Origin of the sequence: Streptomyces humidus (assembly GCF_014649655.1) — a bacterium.
GTDB lineage: Bacteria > Actinomycetota > Actinomycetes > Streptomycetales > Streptomycetaceae > Streptomyces > Streptomyces humidus.
Window position 1 is genome coordinate 236,013 of record NZ_BMTL01000010.1, and the last position, 19,319, is coordinate 255,331.

Sequence of the window (19,319 nt, forward strand, 5' to 3'; positions counted from 1 at the left end):
CAACCCGGGACTTTGTGTCAGCTTGGCAACAGCGCGGCCCTGATTCTCCGACGACCCTTGTACGGCCCACTGCCCTGCCCTGCACACTGGTCCGCATGAACGATTGGCCCGAGGGATGGTCCGACAGGGACCGCGGCAACCGGTACGGCAGCGGCAGCGCCGCCGCACAGCCCGAGAGCGCCCGCGTCATGCGGCAGGTCCGCCGCGGCCAGAGCGCCCCGCCGCAGGGGGCCGGCGTCCCGCCGCAGCCGTCCTACGTCAACGGCCAGGGATACGGCGACTACACCAACGCCCAGCAGACCGGGTACGACAGCGGTTACAGCTCGGGCCAGGTCTACGGGGGCGGCGGCGACTCCGGCGGGCCCGGCGACTTCGACGCCCGTCCCCCGCGCCCCGCGCCGAACTGGCGCCGCCGCATCAAGTGGACGGCGATCAGCCTCGTCACCGTGCTCGTCGTGACGAGCGTCGCCACCTACTTCTGGGCCGACGGCAAGCTCAGGCGCGAGGTCGACCTGTCGAAGGTCATCGACCGGCCCGAGGGCGGCGACGGCACGAACTACCTGATCGTCGGCTCCGACAGCCGCGAGGGCATGTCCGCCGAGGAGAAGAAGAAGCTGCACACCGGCTCCGCCGAGGGCAAGCGCACGGACTCGATGATGATCCTGCACGTCGGGTCGAGCGGCGACACCCTGGTCTCGCTGCCCCGCGACTCGGACGTGGAGCTCCCGACGTTCGTCGGCTCCGAGTCCGGCAAGACGTACAAGGGCACCGGCCGGCACGTGAAGCTGAACGCCGCGTACGCGACGGACGGCCCCGAACTGCTGGTGCGCACGGTCGAGTTCAACACCGGCCTGCGCATCGACCACTACGTGGAGATCGGCTTCGCCGGCTTCGCGAGCATCGTGGACGCGGTCGGCGGCGTCGACATCACCATCGACAAGGCCTTCAAGGACAAGTACTCGGGCGCCGACTTCCAGGCGGGCAAGCAGACGCTGAACGGCGAGGAGGCGCTGGCCTTCGTCCGCACCCGGCACGCGTTCGCCGCGTCCGACCTGCAGCGCACCAAGAATCAGCAGAAGTTCCTCGCGGCCCTCGCCCACGAGGTGGCGACCCCCGGCACGGTCCTGAACCCCTTCGCGCTCTACCCGACGATGAGCGCGGGCCTCGACTCGCTGATCGTCGACAAGGACATGGGGCTGTACGACCTGGGGTCCATGTTCTTCGCGATGAAGGGTGTCAACGGCGGCGACGGCACGTCGATGAACATGCCGATCTCCGGTTCCACCGGTGGCAACCTCGTCTGGGACAAGGCGAAGGTGAAGCAGCTGGTGAACGAGCTCAACAACGACGAGAAGGTCACCGTCTCCGGCAACTGAGGCCGAAGCGGGCAGAGTTCGGGGGCGTCCCCTCAGGGGCGCCCCCTCTCCCGTCCTATGCCTCCCGGCCGTCCCGCGCCGTCGGAGTGGTCTGGCTCACGGAGCCCCGCTCACGGAGCGCCTCACGAGGCCTCCCGGGGGCAACCCACCTCGTCGCCCCGGACGACCCCGAACTCTCCCTGCTCCGCATCCGCCGCCCGCACCGTCCGCACCCGCCGGAAGTCCGCGCCCGCGATCACCTTCAGGGTCGGGCCGAGCCCCGGGACGGCGCGCAGCTCGCTGCCCGGCAGCGCGGTCGCCAGGGACCTCGCGGAGCGGTCCCAGAGCGGGTCGTAGGCGACGACCGTGCGCCGTGCTGCGGGGACGGCCGAGGCGACCGGCTGCCGGGTCGTGCGGAAGCCCGACGCCGCCAGCGCCGCGTCCACCCGCCGGCCGAGTCCCGGCGTGCGGGTGCCGTTCTCGACCTGCACCCGGATCTGCTGCGGCGCCACCGGCACCCGCACGGCCCGCCCGCCGGCCGCCCGGGCCGTCACCGCGAGGGGCTCGTCGTCGCGCAGGGACGCGAACAGGCGCGCGGACTTCACCGGATCCCATTTCAGCGTCGAACCGATCCCCTTCACCGGGTATCCCATCCGGGCGATGGGAACGGTGGCGAACTCGGAGGAGGCGGGGGAGAAGGAGCGCATCGCCCGCCCCAGGTCGAGGAGTTCGTCGGCGCCGAAGCCCCGGTCCGCCCGCACCGAGCCGAGCACCGCGCGGCTCACGTCCCGGAACCGCAGCGGGTTCAGCAGGATCCCGGAGGACGTCGCCCGGTCCACCAGGGCCGCCAGGAAGCGCTGCTGACGCTTCATCCTGCCCAGGTCGGAGGAGGCGTCCACGTGCCGGGAGCGCACGTACTGGAGCGCCTCGCCGCCCCGGAGCGTGTGCCGGCCCGGCGGCAGGTCCAGGCCGGTGTACGCGTCCTTCAGGGGCAGCGCCGTGCAGATCCGCACGCCGCCGAGGACGTCCACCGTCTTCATGAAGCTGGTGAAGTCGACCTCCAGGTAGTGGTCGATCTTCACGTGGGTCATGTTCTCGACCGTGCGGACGGTGAGCTGCGGGCCGCCCTCCGCGTACGCCGCGTTCAGCCTGACCGGGTGACCGCGGTGCTCCCGGCCGGTCGCCTGGTCGGTGTGCGGGGGCGTCAGCGCGTACGAGTCGCGCGGGAGGCTGACCACGCTGGCCCGCTCCCGGTCCTCCGAGAGGTGCACGATCATGATCGTGTCGGTGCAGTGGCAGGGAGCCCCGCCCAGGCGGTACCGGCGACGCTCGGCCGGCGTGATCCTGTCGCGGCCGTCGGTGCCGACCAGCAGGACGTTCATGCCGTGACCGGCCCGCGGGCGGTTCTTCATGTCCTTGAAGGGGTCGACCCGGGCGATGCCCGCGTCGAGGCTGCTGATCACCGAGTGACCGATGCCGGCGGCCGCGAGGAGCACCACGGACAGCGTCGTCGCCGCCCGAACGGCCCAGCGGGGGCGTCTGCGCCGGGCGGGGGGACGGGGCACAGGGCGCCGCGGGCGGGCGCGGCGCGGGAGCCGGGACGGCGTGACGGGCATACGGGGCACCTCCGGGCGGCGGCCGTAGGGCGGTGGTAGCCGTTGGAACATAGGCCCATACGATCTGCCGACCGGTGCAGCGCACCCGGCGGGGCGGGCCGTGTCCCCCGTTCGCGGTAACGTGAGCCCCCTATGAACGCCAAGCCCGACGTGCAGCTCCCCGCAGTGTCCGTCATCATGCCCGTCCTCAACGAGGAACGGCATCTGCGCGGAGCCGTCCAAGCGATCCTCGCGCAGGAGTACGCCGGCGAGATGGAGGTCGTGATCGCCATCGGTCCGTCCACGGACCGTACGGACGAGATCGCGGCCCAGCTCGTAGCCGAAGACCCGCGCGTGCACACGGTCCCCAATCCCACCGGGCGTACGCCCGCCGCGCTCAACGCCGCGATCAAGGCCTCGCGCCATCCGATCGTCGTCCGCGTCGACGGGCACGGCATGCTCTCGCCGAACTACATCGCCACCGCCGTGCGGCTCCTGGAGGAGACCGGCGCGCAGAACGTCGGCGGCATCATGCACGCCGAGGGCGAGAACGACTGGGAGCACGCGGTCGCCGCGGCCATGACCTCGAAGATCGGGGTCGGCAACGCCGCCTTCCACACGGGAGGTCAGGCGGGCCCGGCCGAGACCGTGTACCTCGGGGTCTTCCGGCGGGCGGCTCTGGAGCAACAGGGCGGCTACAACGAGGAGTTCATCCGCGCCCAGGACTGGGAGCTGAACTTCCGGATCAGGGAGGCCGGCGGCCTGATCTGGTTCTCGCCCGAGCTGAAGGTGTCCTACCGGCCCCGCCCCAGCGTCAGGGCCCTCGCCAAGCAGTACAAGGACTACGGCCGTTGGCGGCACGTCGTCGCCCGTTACCACGAGGGCTCCATCAACCTGCGCTACCTCGCCCCGCCCGCCGCGGTGTGCGCGATAGCCGCCGGCGTCCTGGTGGGCGCCGCGCTCACCCCGCTGGGCTTCGTGATCCCCGCCGGATACCTCGCGGCGATCGTCGTCGGCTCGCTGCCGGCCGGCAAGGGGCTGCCGCCGAAGGCACGGCTCCAGATCCCCGTGGCCCTCGCCACCATGCACATGTCCTGGGGGTTCGGCTTCCTGACCAGCCCGAAAGCGCTGGCCAGGAAGGTCATCGCATCACGGCGGCCGGCGGTGCCCAGCGACGCGCGCTGAGCGCCGGGAGAGCCCGCCGGGCCCGGACTACCAGGTGTAGTCCGGGTCCACGTGCATGCACTGGCTGGTGTCGGACGCGTTGATCGCACCGGCCGTGTCGGGCGTCTTGTCGTTCTTCACCGGCGCCTTGTACGTCGTCCCCGACCGCCAGTCCGCGCCCACGACCACGGTGACGCCGGAGACCCCGGTGGACTTCTTCACCTGGCTCGCCGGGATGCCGAGGGCCTTGGCGACCGCGAGGGCGTCGCCCTGCAGGTCGGCGCTCGGATAGCTGACCACCGTCTTCGCGACGGCCGTGGCCGCCGAGGTGTCCGCGACGGCCTCGGTGAAGCCCTTGCCGGCCAGCGCCTGCGTCACCGTCGTGGCCCGCCCGTGGACCGCGCCCTGCGTGCTCGTGGACGTGCCGTTGTGGACCTGCACCGCGATCTTGTCGCTCGCGGCCGCCGGGTCGGCGACCGGCGCCGGTGAGGGAGTGGGGGTGGCGGTCCGGGCGTCCTTGCCGTCCAGCGCGATGTCCTCGCGCACCAGACGGAACAACTGCTCGGCGTCGTCCGTGGGCACCACCCGCTCGCCCTGGTAGCGGTTGGGCATCGTCGTCATCGTGATGCGGTCGGTGGGCACCTTCTGCAGCTCGCCCGCCAGGTCGTACATCTTGCTGATGGTGTCCAGGCCGTCGTCGACGGTGATCGCCTTCGTGGCCGCCTCGGCGAGCTTGCGCAGCTTGTTGGGGTTGGTCAGCTTGGCGCTGGCGCGCAGCTCGCGGACCATCGAGTTCATGTACATGTGCTGTGCCTTGGCGCGGGCCAGGTCGGTGTCGTCCTCGAAGCCGTAACGGGTGCGCAGCCACTGCAAAGCCTGCTCGCCCTTGACGGAGTGCGTGCCCTTCTCCAGCTTCAGGCCGGAGCCCTTGCCGCTGCCGGTGTGCGAGTAGACGTTGGCGTCCACGCAGACCGGGACGCCGCCGATCGCGTCCGCCATCGAGACGACACCCGAGAAGTCGATCATCATGAAGTGGTCGATGTGGATGTCGGTGAGCTTCTCCCACGTGGCCACCGTGCAGCCCGGTCCGCCGCGGCTCAGCGAGGCGTTGGTCATCGCGCCGCGCAGCGCCGGGTAGCTCGTCCCGTCGTCGGGGTCGGTGCACTTGGGGATGTCCAGCAGCGTGTCGCGCGGCATGCTCACCACCGACATGTTGCTGCGGTCCGCCGAGACGTGCAGCAGCATCTGGACGTCCGCGAGCGGGGGACCGCCGAAGTCGTACTTGGCGCCGCCGAGCTTCTGGTTGGCCGCGGTGTCCCGGGCGTCCGAGCCGATCAGCAGGATGTTCAGCGCCGTCTGGCCGTCCGAGTTGGCCTGGGAGACAGCCGCCCGGTCCTTGGCGTCGCCGATGTTCAGGTCGTCGTGCTTGATGTTCGAGTTGAGGTGCTCGTAGTAGAGGTATCCGGCCCCCGCGCCGCCGAATATCACCACCGCCAGCACGGTCGCCGACCAGCGCAACGCGCGTCGACGCCTGCCTCGGCGGTCCGTCTCCCGGCCGTTCTGCCGTCCGTCGCCGCGTCTGCCGTCGCCGTCGGACGCGCTCTGGTCGCGCTCTTCCCGTTCGGCCGAAGACGCCGTGTCCCCGGCCGCGGAAACCTCCGCCCGCACCCCGCTGCTCCCCGCCATTCCCCTGCCCCTCCCCGCCGTGCGCCTGACACGGGCCCGCCCCGCGTCCAGTCAGACGCACAACGGGCCCGAAGGGTTACCTACTTGGCGCACTGGACCTTGTCGGCCGTGGACTTCTGTACCGTGTCGGGCACCTTCGTCGCCCCTGTGAGCGAGACGCCCGCGCCCTTGAAGTCCTTGCCCAGCGTCAGCGTCATGGTCGGCAGACCCTGCGCGTTCTCGACGCTCCTGCCCGGCTTGAGCGCGGTGCCGGGAAGCCCCATGACCGCGGCCAGCTTGCGTGCCTGGGCGGCCTGGTCGGGTGCGTACTCGAGGGTCGTCTTCGCCAGCGGCGCGGGCGCGTTGCCCGCGTTCTCGGACTTCGTCACGCCCTTGTCGTTCTGCAGCCAGTTGAGAGTCTCCTGTGCGCTGCCGGGGGGCGCTCCGCCGTTCATGACCTGCACCCGCACCTCGGAGGCGGCGGACTGGGCGCCCTTGAGACGGGCCGCGGCCGCCTTGGCCGCCGCGTCCTTCGAGGCCGCGGCCTGCTGCTTCACCGCGGTGAAGGAGACGTCGTCCCTGATCAGCTGGAAGACCGCGGGCGCCGACGCATTGTCGAGGACGACGGTGGCCTTGACCTTCTCGGCCGGGTTGTCGACGACCGGGACGGTGGTGAAGGTCAGGTTCTTGATGTCGAGCTTGCCCAGCTCCATCCCCAGGTCCTTCAGCTTGTTGATGCTGTCGAGCTGGGAGTCGACGGCCAGTGCCTTGGTGCCCGCCTCCGCCAACTTGATCATCTTGGAGGGGCTGCTGAGCGTGTCGTTCGACTTCAGCTTGCGCATCAGGGCGCTGAGGAACTGCTGCTGGATCTGGATGCGGCTCAGGTCGCCGCCGAAGCCGACCGAGTGCCGGGTCCGCACGAAGGCGAGGGCCTGCTCGCCCTCGATGAGGTGGGTGCCCTTCGACAGTTTCAGGTGCGAGTCCCGGTCGTTGATGTCCTTGCCCAGGCACACCTCGACCCCGCCCACCGCGCTCGTCAGCGTCTTCACCGCGTTGAAGTCGGCGACCATGAAGTTGTCCGCCTGGATCCCGGTCAGCTCGGTGACCGTGCGCACGGTACAGCTCGGCGTGCGGCCGTCCTGGCCGAGGCTGGTGTTGAAGCGGACGCCGTCGGTGCCCTTGATGACCTTCGTGGAGCCGTCCGGCTGCTCGGTCTGGCAGTCCGGGACGTTCACGATCAGGTCGCGCGGGATGCTGAGCGCGGTCGCGTTCGTGCGGTCCTTGGAGACGTGCAGGAGGATCGTGGTGTCCGCGTGGCCGACGCTGCCGGAGTCGCCGTAGCCCTCGTTGCCGGAGCCGGTGCGCTTGTCGGTGCCGATCACCAGCAGGTTGATGGCCTTGTCCTTGCTGAACCCGCCGGTGCTCGCGCCGTCGTCCGAGACGGACGTGATGTTGTCGTTGAGGTGCTCGAGATACAGGTAGGCGGCGCCGGCCGTGGCCACGACCACGAAGGCCATGGTCCCGCCGGTCCACACCAGGATCTTCTTCGCCCGCGACTTCTTCTTCACCGGCCGTCGGCCGCGTCGGTTCGCCGGTTCCTCCAGCGGTGCGCCACGGCGCCGGCGCGGGCCGGGCAGATCGGCGTCCGTCGCCGCCTTCTCGGGCGACGACGAGGGCGACTGCCGGCCCGGCTCCGCGGCACGGGAGCGCGCCGGTCCTTCGTTCCCGCCGCCGGTCCTGCCGGAGGATCTACGAGGTCCGGGCACCGACGACTGCGCTGTGGAAGCGCTCAGTCGCAGTTCGTATTCGCCGGTGTCCGGATTGAGTACCCACTGGTCTGCGGGGTCGATGTTGTCCGCCCGCCCACGGCCTTGCGCGTCCACGGTTGTCCGAATCCTCCGTCGGGGCCACGCGGCGCCTTTTCCCCCTCAAAGGCGCTCGGGTCTCGGTCACACGGTGCGCGACCCCAGGTAGGACCTCGCGGCCGGGTGCACCGGATCGCTCACACTATCCGCCCAGTTCAGCGTCGAGCGACGGCCGTGACAAATTCCACGCCCCTACAACTGGGCAATTCGACCTATTTCTTTGAACTCCTGTTCGCCTGAAGGGTTCAGCTTGGCAAGCGCTTTACCCGCAGCCGTGCTCGGCGGCGGTGTTTCCCCGGAACGTGGGCGTGGGCGGAGTGGGCGAAGGTGCTCCGGAAGCCGTCGGCGGCCGGTACGTTCCGTGTTCGCCCGATTCCGAAGAGGCGGATTCCGAAGAGGCGGTTTCCGGGGAAGCGGATTCCGGAGAGGTGGATTCCGCGCGCGGCTCCCGGGAGACCGCCACCGGCGTGTCCGTCCGCAGTCGCTCGAAGAGTTTCTCCGCCTCGGGCTCCACCAGTTGGTCGCGGTTGGTGTTGTAGACGTACGACTCCCGCGGAACGGTCAGGAATTGCACATGTTGGGTGGGAATGTCCCGCAGGCCGCGCACGAGTTCGTACAGGCCGCGCAGGCTCGCGAGATCCGGATCGGTGGTGAGGGAGGACGTGGCCGCGTCCAGCACCGGGTACAGCTTCACCGGGTTCAGCAGAACGTCATTGCTCTGCACCTTGTTGACCAGCGCCCCCAGGAACCGCTGCTGCCGGTCGATCCGGCCGGTGTCGCTGCCGTTGCCGAGGGACTTGCGGGCGCGTACGTACCCGAGCGCCTGCTCCCCGTCGAGCGTGACCTTCCCGGCCGGCAGCCGCAGCCGGGCGGCCTTGTCGCTGATCGGTTCCGACAGACAGACCTCCACCCCGTCCACCGCGTCGACCATGTCCTTGAACCCGCTGAAGTCGACGACGACATGATGGTCGATCCGTACCCCGGTGAGCTTCTCCACCGTGCGGATCGTGCAGGCCGAACCACCCGCCTGGAAGGCGTAGTTGAACATCGTGAACATCGGCTCGGTGCGCGTTCCGTCCGGCCGCAGACAGCCCGGCACGTCCACCATCAGGTCGCGCGGCAGGGAGACGGCGGTGGCGCTGCGCCGCCCGGCCGCCAGATGCAGCAGGATCGTCGTGTCGGACCGCTCGCTCCCGGAGTCACGCCCGTACTCCTCGTTGCCGTCCCCCGACCGCGAGTCCGACCCGATCACCAGGACGTTCTGCGCGTCCTTCACCAACGACGTCGGCCGCTCCTTCGCGTACCGCTCGAGCTCCGCCGCGGCCGCGTCGTCGGGCGTGATGTTCCCGTCGAGCTTCACATAGACGGCCCACCCGGCCACCCCGGCCCCCAGGACGATCACGGCCGCGGCTCCTGCCCCGTACCGCGCCCACCGCCGCCGGCGCCGTCGCGCGAGCCCCCGCCCGTCCGCGTACGCCCCCGCCCCCGGCCCGAGGGGCCCGCCGCCACGCCTCCCGGAGTGCGTCACGTCCGATCCCCCTTTCGCCGCCGGTTCCGCCGCGATCCCGCCTCGGCCGCACGAGCGCGCAGAGCCGCTCCTACGACGATGGCGCGAACGGGGGAGGAAGGGTGCCCGGGGTGAGCCGAACGGGTGAGCCGCCTCCGGGCGGTGTGCCCCGCGGGTTGGGGCGTGGGCGTGGGCAGGGCGGCGGCAGGGTGCCGCCCTCGGGGGGCGGGGACGGAGGCTCGCGCAGGGGAGAGACGGAGGCTCGCGCAGGAGAGATGGGGCGAGGGGGATCGAGGCGGGGGCGGTCGCGCCGGCTTCCGGGGCATGCCGGCGCCGCCCGCCGGCTTCCGGGGGCTTACCGGGCCGTCGCCGTCACCCGCTCGCTCTCCACCCGCTGGGCCACGGTCTCCTCGCCGGCCTCCGACAGGTTCCGGCACAGCACCACGGAGCCGCCGCTCGCCAGCGGCGCGTAGAGCCCCGCGCTCAGCCCCTCCCACGTGTCGTACGGCAGCCCCGACAGCAGTCGCGACCCGGGCCCGGTCAGCCCCAGCCCCGAGGCCTCGGCCCGAGCCCGCTCCACGACCTCGGCGCCGGTGTACTCGGCCCCGGCGACGATCAGCGCGGGCTCCTCGGGGTCCACCGGGGCGTACGGGGCGAACCGGTCCCCGAAGCTCGGGACGTCCACGGCGTAGTCGTCGTACCCCTCCGGAGGCCCCGGCACGAACCGCCGGCCGAGCGGGGCCAGTGACAGCGCGTAGCGCTCGCCCCGGCACGCCAGCCCCGCCTCGAAGTGCCCGGGCCCGGCCACGACGAAGTCCGCCCGCGACGGATCCCCGGCCATGTCCGCGACGACCCCGGTCTCCGCACACGCCAGCAGCCACACCGCCGTCTGCCAGTGCGCGGGCAGCAGCAGCGCGACCCGGTCGCCCGGCTCGGCCGACAGGCCGTCCTGGAGGAGGTTCGCGGTCTTGGCCACCCAGTTGGCGAAGGTGGCCACGGACAATTCGACCCGTTCGCCCGTGGCGTCGTCGTAGAAGGTCACCAGGGGGCGCGCGGGGTCCGCGGCGAGTGCGGAACGCAGCAGGTCGGCAGGGGTGCGATCGGTGGCAGTCACCCGCAGAAGCGTACGCGCCGCGCGTGCCGCCGCACCGGCCGCCGGCCGTTCGCGGAGCCACCGGTTCGGCCGAACGGACACCAACGGCCCGTCAATTCCCCGATGGACAGATATCTATGGCTATGTCCAGGATCGTTGACATGCGTGGATTGCTTGCTTCCTCGATCGGCGTCACCTGCGCGGCGGCTCTCGCCCTCCCGCTGACGCCGCCCGCCGACGCGGCGACGGTGCGACCGGCACCGGCTGCGGAGGCGGCGTCCGCCGGGACCGTCAGGGCCACGGGCCCCGGCACCCGGACCACTCCAACCCGTCCCGGCGGCACCGGCGTTCGCGGTCTTCCTCGAGTTCCCGGTGCTCCCGGAGTTCCCGACCTCCCTGGCAGCACCCAGTCGCTGCCCCTCGCCCCTCTCACCGGCGACCGTGCCCTCGGCGGCTCGGGTCAGGGCCTGTCCCGCCGGGACGTGCGCCGCTTCTCCCTCGTCGGCGTCGTCTGGGACGACCCGTCCGCCGAACTCCACGGCCACGTCCAGGTCCGTACCCGCCCGGCCGGCAGCGACGCCTGGTCGGGCTGGCAGGACGTCGAGACCCACAACACCGACCACGGCGCCGACCCCGGCACCGCCGAGAGAGCCTCGGGCCGGGTCCGCGGCGCCACGGCCCCGCTCTGGGTCGGCGACTCCGACGGCGTCGAGGTCCGCGTCCGGCCGGAGACCGAACGTCGCACAGAGGAGACGGGTCGCGGCACCCGCACCGTCTCGACCGTCGCCCCGCTCCCCGCCGGCCTGCGCCTGGACCTCGTCGACCCGGGCGAGGCGGCTCCCGGAAACGTTTCCGCGGGCCCGCCGAGCGGCCGGGCGCTGCCGCGGAGAGCCGACCCGCCTGGCATGGAGGAGGCCGTGGACGGCACCGGCGTCGAGGCGGCCTGGACGGCAGCGGCGAACGCCGCGGCGCCGAAGACGACCGACATGTGGGGCGACGCGGCGACCGACGCCGCGACCGACACGGCGTCCGGCACGGCCTCTGACTCGTCCGCCGACACGGCGTCCGACTCCTCCGCCGGCACAGCCTCTGACTCGTCGGCCGGCACAACGGACGACATGCCGGCGGACACGGTGGACGACGTTCCGGCCGACATGTCGGGCGAGGCCGTCGCGGCCTCCGCCGCCAACGATCTCCTCGCCCCGCTCGGCGCCCTCGAGATCCCGGGCCTGGACCGCCCGGCCACCGAACGTGAACTCCTCGCCCTGCGCGGCGACGAGTTGACGCAGGCCCAGCGGACCAAGCCGTACATCGGACCGCGCCCGAGCATCGTCACGCGTCGCGGCTGGGGCGCCGACGAGAGCCTGCGCGAGAGCGGCTTCCGCTACACGACGAAGGTCAAGGCCGCGTTCGTGCACCACACGGCGTCGGGCAACAGCTACACCTGCGCCCAGGCCCCGTCCGTCATCCGCGGAATCTACCGCTACCACGTCAAGAGCATGGGCTGGCGGGACATCGGCTACAACTTCCTCGTCGACAAGTGCGGGAAGGTCTACGAGGGCCGCGCCGGGGGAGTGGCGAAGCCGGTTCTCGGCGCCCACACCCTCGGGTTCAACACCAACAGCATGGGGATCGCCGTCCTCGGCACCTTCGGCAGCGCCAAGCCCAACGCCGCCACGGTCGACGCCGTCGCCCGCCTGACGGCGTGGAAGCTCGGCCTCTTCGGGGCGGACCCGAAGGGGAAGACATACCTGACGTCCGGAGGTGGCAACCTCTACGGAAAGGGAAAGAGCGTACGACTGAACGTGATCTCGGGTCACCGGGACGGGTTCGCCACCGAGTGTCCCGGCAAACAGCTCTACGGCAAGCTCGGCTCGGCCCGCTCCACCGCGGCGCTCTACCAGGGGCGCTGAACCGGCCGCTCGCGTCCGGGAACTCCGGGGCCCGGGGGAGGCCCCGGAGTTCCCGTGGTCCCCGGACGGCCGAGCGCGCATCCGGATGGGGGCACATTCCGCAGCCGTCGGGGGGACAGTCCGCCGGGACCGGGACGGAACGCCCACGCCCTGGAAGTCGCCACTCAAGGGTCTGCATACACTGGCCGGCCGAATGACAGTTCGGCCGGTCCCGGCAGGAAGCAGAGACGACAAGGTGACTGAAGCGATCCTCCTGGTCGGCGGCAAGGGCACCAGGCTGCGCCCGCTCACGGTGCACACGCCCAAGCCCATGGTCAGGGCGGCGGGGGTGCCGTTCCTCACGCACCAGCTGGCGCGGGCGCGAGCGGCGGGCGTGGACCACATCGTCCTGGCGACGAGCTACCTGGCCGAGGTCTTCGAACCGTACTTCGGCGACGGCTCGGCCCTGGGCCTGCACATCGAGTACGTGACGGAGGACGAACCCCTCGGCACCGGCGGCGCGATCCGCAATGTGGCGTCCCGCCTCACCTCGGCCCCGGACGACCCGGTCCTGGTCTTCAACGGAGACATCCTCACCGGCCTGGACATCGGACGTCTGGTGGCCACCCACGAGACGACGGGGGCGGACGTCTCCCTGCACCTCACGCAGGTGACGGACCCGCGCGCCTACGGCCTGGTCCCCACGGACGGGACGGGCAGGGTCCTGGCGTTCCTGGAGAAGCCCCAGACCCCCGAGGAGATCGTCACCGACCAGATCAACGCGGGGGCGTACGTCTTCCGCCGCTCGGTGATCGACACGATCCCGCCGGGCCGTCCGGTGTCGGTGGAGCGCGAGACCTTCCCCGGCCTCCTCTCGGCCGGGGCGCACCTCCAGGGCATGGTCGACTCGACGTACTGGCTGGACCTGGGCACCCCGGCGGCGTTCGTGCGCGGCTCGGCCGACCTGGTCCTGGGGCGGGCCCCGTCTCCCGCGGTCCCCGGCCGCTGCGGCGACCGTCTGATCCTGCCGACGGCGCGGGTCGCTCCCGACGCGAAGCTGACGGGCGGCACGGTGGTGGGCGAGGGCGCGTTCGTCGCGGAGGGCGCCCGGGTCTTCGGCTCGACGATCCTGCCGGGCGCGGTCATCGAACCCGGCGCCGTCATCACCGACTCGCTCATCGGCGCCCGGGCCCGCGTCGGCGAACGCTCCGTCCTCACCGGGACGGTCATCGGCGACGGCGCGGTCGTCGGCCCGGACAACGAACTCCGCGAGGGCGCGAGAGTGTGGTGCGACGCGAGAATCCCGGCCGGCGCGGTCCGCTTCTCCTCGGACCAGTGACGGCCGGGGCGTCACCCCGGCTGCACCACCGCCGCCGAGGGTGAGACCGGCTGCCGCGAGCAGGGGCGGGGCGCCGAGGACACCCTGCCCGGACGGAAACGAACGGGCAGGGCAGCCGACACCGAAACCGTCCCTGAACGGCGAGCCCGCCGCGGCGCAACCTGGTCGGTGAACGGGCGGCGAGGGGCGGGTGTCCCTGAGCGGGGTGAGCGGAAGGCGCGGGGCGTGAGCCCCTGGGCGGGGGACGGGTGGGGGACGGGTGGGGCCGAGGGCGAGGCCCTGAACGTCCCTGGGCAGGGGACGGGCGGGGCCGGGGTGAGCCCCTGAATGGGAGACTGACGGGACGAGGGCGGTGAAGTCCCGGCCGGGAACGGCGGGCGCGCCGGGGCGCAACCCGGTCGCGAACCGGCCGAGGGCGACGGACCTCTCGGCCGTGGGGCCGCTGCGGCCCCGCCTCTTCGGCCGAGCCCACGCAGCCCCTCACAACCTCCCGATGTCCCCGCGGGTCATCCGAGGGGCCCGCCGAGGCGGCACGCGTCCGCTCAGCAGGATCAACCGGGCCGCCCGATGCCGCTGCCCCTCCTGCCCTGGCGCCTGCCCTGATCCCTGCCCCGCGTACGGTTCCAGCAGCTCCAGCATCACGGCGTCGTCGGCCGTCCGGTCCCCGGCCAACGCCCACCCCACGATCCCCGGCAGATGCAGATCCCCCACGCTCACCGCGTCCGCCGCGCCATGACTGCGCTGCACGGTCTCCGCGGACGTCCAGGGACCGATCCCCGGCAGGACCTCCAACCGCGCCTGCGCCTCGGCCGGAGCCATCCGCATTGCCTCCTCCAGCCGCCCCGCCACTCGCACGGCCCGCAGGATCGTCGACGCGCGCTTGTCGTCGACCCCCGCCCGATGCCACTCCCACGAGGGAATCAGCGCCCAGGTCCGCGGCGCCGGCATCACCCACAGCCGTCCGCCCGCCGCGGGCCCCGGCGCCGGCTCCCCGAACTTGCGCACCAGCAGCCGCCAGGCCCGGTACGCCTCGTCGGTGGTGACCTTCTGCTCCAGCACCGATGGGATCAACGACTCCAGCACCAGCCCGGTCCGCGTCAGTCTGAGCCCCGGCCGCCGATGCCTGGCCAGCGCCACCACCCGGTGCCTCGGCTCGAACGCCTCCGGTGAGTCCGCGGCCCCGAGCATCTCGGGCAACTGCTCCAGCAGCCACTCCGCCCCGGGCCCCCATGCCTCGCCGCGCACCGTGCCGTCGCGGGCGGCGACGCGCAGCGTCCCCGGACCGGCGGGGGTGCGGCTGGCCCGCCACACCGACCCGTCCGGCATCGCCCGGAACGTCGGATCGCCCGGCCCCCGGCGCAGCGGCCCGAGCACCAGCCCGAGATCCAGCGGCCCCTTCGGCGCCCAGTCGCGCACCCGCCCGGGTGCCGACGCCTGCCGCGGCACCCCCACCGGCACTCCCGCCGGCACACCGACCTGCCCGCCGCGCACGGTCGTGCGTGTGGGTCGAGGAGAGAAGCGTCCTGCCACGATGGATGTCCCGGGGTCATACGAAAAGTGCTGCTACGAGAGTAGGCGTACCACCCGCCCCTCACGCCGCCGGCCACCCGACGATCACGCACACCCCACCCCGGACCAACGGCACCACCCGCACCGCACGCCTCACCGGAACCGGGCCCCCACCGACCCCGCCCCGACCCCCGCGCCCGCAACGCTCCCCGACCCCCGCGCCCGCAAGGCCCCCCGAGCACCGTGGCCGTGCCCGAGCGCCGTGCCTTCATCGCACCACGACGAAGTCACCCGCCTCCCGCTCGGGACGGGCCCGTGGCTCCTCCGCCGCGTGTCCGACCGCCACCGCTCCCATCGGGTCCCACCCCTCCGGCAGCTCGAGCACCTCCCGGACCACGTCCCGGCAGAACATCGTCGACGACACCCACGCGGACCCCAGCCGCTCCCCGGCCAGCGCGACCAGGAAGTTCTGTACACCGGCCCCGGTCGCGACCACGAACATCTCCCGTTCGGCCGCGTCCCGCCGGGCGTCGCCGTAGGTGTGCGACCCGTCCATCACCAGACACGGCACCACGAGATACGGCGCGTTCCGCAGCACGTCCCCCCGCCGCACCCGCTTGGCGATGGACTTCTCGGACTTCCCGTCCCGCCGCAGATCCGCGACCCACGCGTCCCGCATCGCGTCCAGCAGACGGACCCGCGCCTCCCGCGACTCCAGGAGCACGAACCGCCACGGCGTCGTGTGATGCGGCGCCGGCGCGGTGACGGCCGCCGCCACCGCCCGCCTGACCGCCCCGGGGTCGACCGGCTCTTCGGTGAAGGACCGAACGGTCCGCCGCTGCGTCACCGCCAGCCGCACCGCCTCCGAGGTCCCGAGCCGGAACATGTCGTCCCGTGCCACCCGCACGAGCGCCCGGGCCCCCTCCCCTGCGCCCTCGGACCCGACCACATGCCCCAGACCCCGCACCACGGCCACCGGAAGCCCGGCGGCCTTGCCCTTCACCAGGTCGCCGGCGGCGGCCAGCTCGTCCGCCGTGGCGACGACCGTCGCGCTCAGCGCGTTGCCGTGCGCGTCCGTGCCCCCGCGCAGATCGTCCAGCACCCGCACCCCGGCGGCGCCTATCGCCACGTCCGTGAGCCCCGCCCGCCAGGGCCGCCCGAAGGTGTCGGTGACGACGACCCCGACGTCGACGCCGAGCGCGTCCCGCAGCCCCTCGCGGATCGCCCGCGCCGACGCGTCCGGGTCCTCCGGCAGCAACAGCACCGTCCCCGCAGGGGTGTTGGAGGCGTCGACCCCGGCCGCGGCCATGATCAGACCCTGCCGGTTCTCGACGATCCGCAGTGTCCCCCGCCGGGCCACCACCCGGACCGTCTCGGCGTCGATCGCCGCCTCCCGGTCGTCCGCCCGGACGAGCCGCCCCTCCGCCTTGGACACGATCTTCGACGTGACCAGCAGGACGTCCCCGTCGGCGAGCCCCGGCTCGGCGGCGACGATCAGCTTGGCGAGGTCGTCCCCGGTCCGCACCTCGGGCAGCCCGGCCACGGCCCAGACCCGGTAACCGCTCTCCGACGCCCCGCTCTCCGACGCCCCGCTGTTCGAGGACCCGCTCTTCGACGACCCGTTCACGCGCCCCGCACCTCCTCCGCCAGCCGCAACGCCTCCCGGGCCATCTGCGCGGTCGCGTCGAGGTCGCTCATCATCAGCGGGACGGCCCGGCAGCGGATGCCGGCCGCCTCCACCCGCTCCACGGTGTCCGCGTCCACGGTGTCGACGAGCCAGCCGTCGAGCAGTCCCGAGCCGTAGTGCTCGGCCACCGCCGCGGCCGTCGACTCCACGCCGACCGCCGCGAGCACCTTGTCGGCCATGCCGCGCACGGGCGCGTTCCCGACGATGGGGGACAGGCCCACCACCGGCACCCCGGCCTCGGCGATCGCCTCGCGGATGCCGGGCACCGCGAGGATCGTGCCCACGGAGACCACCGGATTGGACGGCGGGAACAGGACGACGTCCGCCTCCGCGATCGCCTCCAGCACCCCGGGCGCCGGCTTCGCCTGCTCCGCGCCGACGGGCACGACCGCCTCCGCCGGCACCGACGCGCGCAGCCGCACCCAGTACTCCTGGAAGTGCACGGCCTTGCGCTCACCGTCGACCTCGACGGCCACATGGGTCTCGACGCGGTCGTCCGTCATGGGGATCAACCGCACACCCGGCTTCCACCGGTCGCACAGCGCCTCGGTCACCGCGCTCAGCGGATAACCGGCGCCGATCATCTGCGTCCGCACGATGTGCGTGGCGAAATCCCGGTCGCCCAGACCGAACCAGCCGGGCCCCGCGCCGTACGCGGCCAGCTCCTCCTTCAGGTGGAAGGTCTCCTCGGCCCGCCCCCAGCCCTGTTCCTCGTTGATGCCGCCGCCGAGCGTGTACATCACCGTGTCGAGGTCCGGACAGACCTTCAGTCCGAAGAGATGGATGTCGTCGCCGGTGTTGCCGATGACCGTGACGTCCGCGTCCGGCGCGGCCTGCTTCAGACCGCGCAGGAACCGGGCACCGCCGATGCCGCCTGCCAGAACCACAATGCGCATGAAGGCAAGTCTCGCAGGCGGCCATGACAGCGCGACGCGTGGTTGTGGACAACCGCCCGCCTGTGCACAACCCGGCCACCCGTACGAGTGCCCCCCGTCGAGTGGCGTCCGGCCTGCTACGCGCTGACGGTGTCCGCGGGGCCGTACGACCCGGGAGCAGCGCACGTCATCGACGTCGCGTCGGCCGGGCGCAGGTGCGACTGCGGGCGCATCGGCATCTCGGTCAGCCCCGGGAAGTAGACGTGCAGGCTCACCGCTGGCTCCAGGGTGTCGTTGACGACCTCGTGCACGTACCCCGGCGCGAACACCCTCCCCCACTCCCGGCTCCCCTCCAGCGGGTGGACCCCCACCGTCCCGGCCCTGAGCACCCGCTCGCCGCGTTCGGAGCGCTCGGTCAGCTCCCCGTCCAGCACGGTGAACACGCCTGAGGAACTGCCGTGGTCGTGCGGTCCGCTGCCCTGACCGGGCACCCAGGACAGCAGCCACACCTCGTAGCCGGGGCCGGTGCGCAGCAGGTGGTACCAGCGGGACGTCGCGTCGTAGCGGACCAGGTGTTCCCACTGGGCGCGGTCGGCGGCGACGGAGCGGGCCAGGCCCACGAACTCGGCCACGGTGGCCGGATGCTCGCGCGGGGCCTGCAGGAGGTGGGGGACTTCGAGGATGTCGCCGGCGATCTGGAGGTCGCTGTCGCTGTTCATGGGTGCGGTGGTTCCTCGCGGAAGAGGCGGCAGGAGTGGGGGGTGCTGGGTCTCGCGGACCGTCCGCCCGGATCACGGGTGGAACAGAGGCGCCCTGGTGTGGGCCGGAAGGGAGACGGCAGCCGGGTCGCGGTGGACCCGACGGGTGCAGCCGGAGCGCGTTGGGCTCAACAGCTGGGACGACGACAACAGCTACAGCGAACGAGGGCAGCACCGTGGGACCCGGCGGAGCCGGTCGAGGTGAGTGCCAAGTTCGCGAGCATGCCCACAAGGACAGCGGTTCACACCCGCACTGTCAACTCGACACCCGGTATGTGGGACACGGTTCACCTCAATCGGTTCATCTGCGAGGTGAAAGGTTTGTGCATGGGGTGACCGGGACACATGGCGCACATGCCGGGCGCGCGAGCCTCGTGGCGATCCCGTGATCCGAATGTGATCCGGTTCGCTTCCGCGTGCGTGCCGCAACGGGATCGGACCTCCGGGCGTCTCTCCCCGTGCAGGCGCTCTGCGGAACGGTCGCCCTCCGGGGCTTCATCTGCGTGTCAAGGTTTATGGCGATTTGAACACTTAACGCATGGCCTTGGTTCCGCAGAGTGAATAAGCGGCCCAATAGCAGATCTCGGCTTGACTCGCCCGGATCAGCACACTTGTAATTTCACTCGTGTCGTTCAGCCGGAATCGGTAACGGCCACGTCACGGGGACGCGAAAGACAGAGCGAGGGGCGCACATGACCGAGCTGGTGCAGCAACTGCTGGTCGACGTCGACGACGCGGACGAGGAACTCGGCTGGCAGGAGCGCGCACTGTGCGCCCAGACCGATCCCGAGTCCTTCTTCCCCGAGAAAGGCGGCTCCACCCGCGAGGCGAAGAAGGTCTGCCTCGCCTGCGAGGTCCGCTCCGAATGCCTGGAGTACGCCCTCTCCAACGACGAGAGATTCGGTATCTGGGGCGGCCTGTCGGAGCGGGAACGCCGCAGGCTGAAGAAGGCGGCGGTCTGAGGACCGCCCATGCCGCACGGGCCCCACGGCCGGTGCCACGGCGGCACGACGCC

General features: G+C 72.1%; 14 protein-coding genes. 5 read left to right on the top strand and 9 right to left on the bottom strand.

Translation table 11 applies throughout. From position 1 onward, the window contains the following. The first annotated feature begins 95 nt into the window (after nt 1-95). Nucleotides 96-1,376 (top strand): LCP family protein, encoded by a 1,281-nt coding sequence (locus IE239_RS14520; RefSeq protein WP_190149695.1) that lies wholly within the window; start codon nt 96-98, stop codon nt 1,374-1,376. Between the two features lie 122 nt (nt 1,377-1,498). On the opposite strand, the gene IE239_RS14525 is transcribed toward IE239_RS14520, so the two are convergent. Continuing rightward, nucleotides 1,499-2,971, bottom strand: coding sequence for an LCP family protein (locus IE239_RS14525; protein ID WP_190149696.1), 1,473 nt, complete (start codon nt 2,969-2,971; stop codon nt 1,499-1,501). A gap of 132 nt (nt 2,972-3,103) precedes the next feature. On the opposite strand from IE239_RS14525, the gene IE239_RS14530 reads away from it, so the two are divergent. Continuing rightward, nucleotides 3,104-4,135: a glycosyltransferase family 2 protein gene (locus IE239_RS14530; RefSeq protein WP_190149697.1), complete on the top strand. Its 1,032-nt coding sequence runs from the start codon at nt 3,104-3,106 to the stop codon at nt 4,133-4,135. 27 nt (nt 4,136-4,162) lie between these two features. Here IE239_RS14530 and IE239_RS14535 read toward each other — a convergent pair whose 3' ends face one another. From IE239_RS14535 to IE239_RS14550, 4 genes are all read right to left on the bottom strand, one after another. After that, nucleotides 4,163-5,800, bottom strand: coding sequence for an LCP family protein (locus IE239_RS14535; RefSeq protein WP_190149698.1), 1,638 nt, complete (start codon nt 5,798-5,800; stop codon nt 4,163-4,165). Nucleotides 5,801-5,880: 80 nt separating this feature from the next. Continuing rightward, entirely contained in the window at nt 5,881-7,662 is a 1,782-nt protein-coding gene (locus IE239_RS14540) for an LCP family glycopolymer transferase (RefSeq protein WP_190149699.1), read from the bottom strand. A 244-nt stretch (nt 7,663-7,906) separates the two neighbouring features. Next, nucleotides 7,907-9,172, bottom strand: a complete 1,266-nt coding sequence (locus IE239_RS14545) for an LCP family protein (RefSeq protein ID WP_229878090.1) — start codon at nt 9,170-9,172, stop codon at nt 7,907-7,909. 334 nt (nt 9,173-9,506) lie between these two features. Next, the gene (locus IE239_RS14550; protein ID WP_190149700.1) at nt 9,507-10,265 is read right to left on the bottom strand and encodes a TIGR03089 family protein; all 759 of its coding nucleotides are present in this window, start codon (nt 10,263-10,265) and stop codon (nt 9,507-9,509) included. Nucleotides 10,266-10,405: 140 nt separating this feature from the next. Here IE239_RS14550 and IE239_RS14555 point away from each other — a divergent pair, with 140 nt between their 5' ends. Together IE239_RS14555 and manB are read left to right on the top strand one after the other, a co-directional pair. Continuing rightward, the gene (locus IE239_RS14555; RefSeq protein ID WP_190149701.1) at nt 10,406-12,157 is read left to right on the top strand and encodes a peptidoglycan recognition protein family protein; all 1,752 of its coding nucleotides are present in this window, start codon (nt 10,406-10,408) and stop codon (nt 12,155-12,157) included. Between the two features lie 235 nt (nt 12,158-12,392). Further along, nucleotides 12,393-13,475: a mannose-1-phosphate guanylyltransferase gene (gene manB / locus IE239_RS14560; protein ID WP_190149702.1), complete on the top strand. Its 1,083-nt coding sequence runs from the start codon at nt 12,393-12,395 to the stop codon at nt 13,473-13,475. Nucleotides 13,476-13,955: 480 nt separating this feature from the next. Here manB and IE239_RS14565 read toward each other — a convergent pair whose 3' ends face one another. The 4 genes from IE239_RS14565 to IE239_RS14580 all read right to left on the bottom strand — a co-directional run bounded on the left by IE239_RS14565 (nt 13,956) and on the right by IE239_RS14580 (nt 18,265). Continuing rightward, a complete protein-coding gene (locus tag IE239_RS14565; protein ID WP_190149703.1) occupies nt 13,956-15,005 on the bottom strand; it encodes a DNA-3-methyladenine glycosylase family protein in 1,050 nt (349 codons plus the stop codon). A 247-nt stretch (nt 15,006-15,252) separates the two neighbouring features. Continuing rightward, complete coding sequence (locus IE239_RS14570) at nt 15,253-16,611, bottom strand: coenzyme F420-0:L-glutamate ligase (RefSeq protein ID WP_190149704.1); 1,359 nt, start codon at nt 16,609-16,611, stop codon at nt 15,253-15,255. Further along, entirely contained in the window at nt 16,608-17,567 is a 960-nt protein-coding gene (gene cofD, locus IE239_RS14575) for a 2-phospho-L-lactate transferase (protein ID WP_190149705.1), read from the bottom strand. The genes IE239_RS14570 and cofD overlap by 4 nt, the downstream gene beginning before the upstream one ends. Before the next feature lie 116 nt (nt 17,568-17,683). Continuing rightward, a complete protein-coding gene (locus IE239_RS14580) occupies nt 17,684-18,265 on the bottom strand; it encodes a cysteine dioxygenase (RefSeq protein ID WP_190149706.1) in 582 nt (193 codons plus the stop codon). 731 nt (nt 18,266-18,996) lie between these two features. Here IE239_RS14580 and IE239_RS14585 point away from each other — a divergent pair. After that, nucleotides 18,997-19,266 carry a WhiB family transcriptional regulator gene (locus IE239_RS14585; RefSeq protein WP_069768511.1) on the top strand — a complete coding sequence of 90 codons (270 nt, stop codon included), beginning with the start codon at nt 18,997-18,999 and terminating at the stop codon, nt 19,264-19,266. Nucleotides 19,267-19,319 lie beyond the last annotated feature (53 nt).

What these genes read in the sequence shown, in the direction of transcription:
- IE239_RS14555 (WP_190149701.1), top strand. Translation starts at nt 10,406, where the DNA reads ATGCGTGGATTGCTTGCTTCCTCGATCGGCGTCACCTGCGCGGCGGCT.
- IE239_RS14530 (WP_190149697.1), top strand. Translation starts at nt 3,104, where the DNA reads ATGAACGCCAAGCCCGACGTGCAGCTCCCCGCAGTGTCCGTCATCATG.
- IE239_RS14535 (WP_190149698.1), bottom strand. Translation starts at nt 5,800, where the DNA reads ATGGCGGGGAGCAGCGGGGTGCGGGCGGAGGTTTCCGCGGCCGGGGAC.
- IE239_RS14520 (WP_190149695.1), top strand. Translation starts at nt 96, where the DNA reads ATGAACGATTGGCCCGAGGGATGGTCCGACAGGGACCGCGGCAACCGG.
- IE239_RS14585 (WP_069768511.1), top strand. Translation starts at nt 18,997, where the DNA reads ATGACCGAGCTGGTGCAGCAACTGCTGGTCGACGTCGACGACGCGGAC.
- IE239_RS14525 (WP_190149696.1), bottom strand. Translation starts at nt 2,971, where the DNA reads ATGCCCGTCACGCCGTCCCGGCTCCCGCGCCGCGCCCGCCCGCGGCGC.
- cofD (WP_190149705.1), bottom strand. Translation starts at nt 17,567, where the DNA reads ATGCGCATTGTGGTTCTGGCAGGCGGCATCGGCGGTGCCCGGTTCCTG.
- IE239_RS14580 (WP_190149706.1), bottom strand. Translation starts at nt 18,265, where the DNA reads ATGAACAGCGACAGCGACCTCCAGATCGCCGGCGACATCCTCGAAGTC.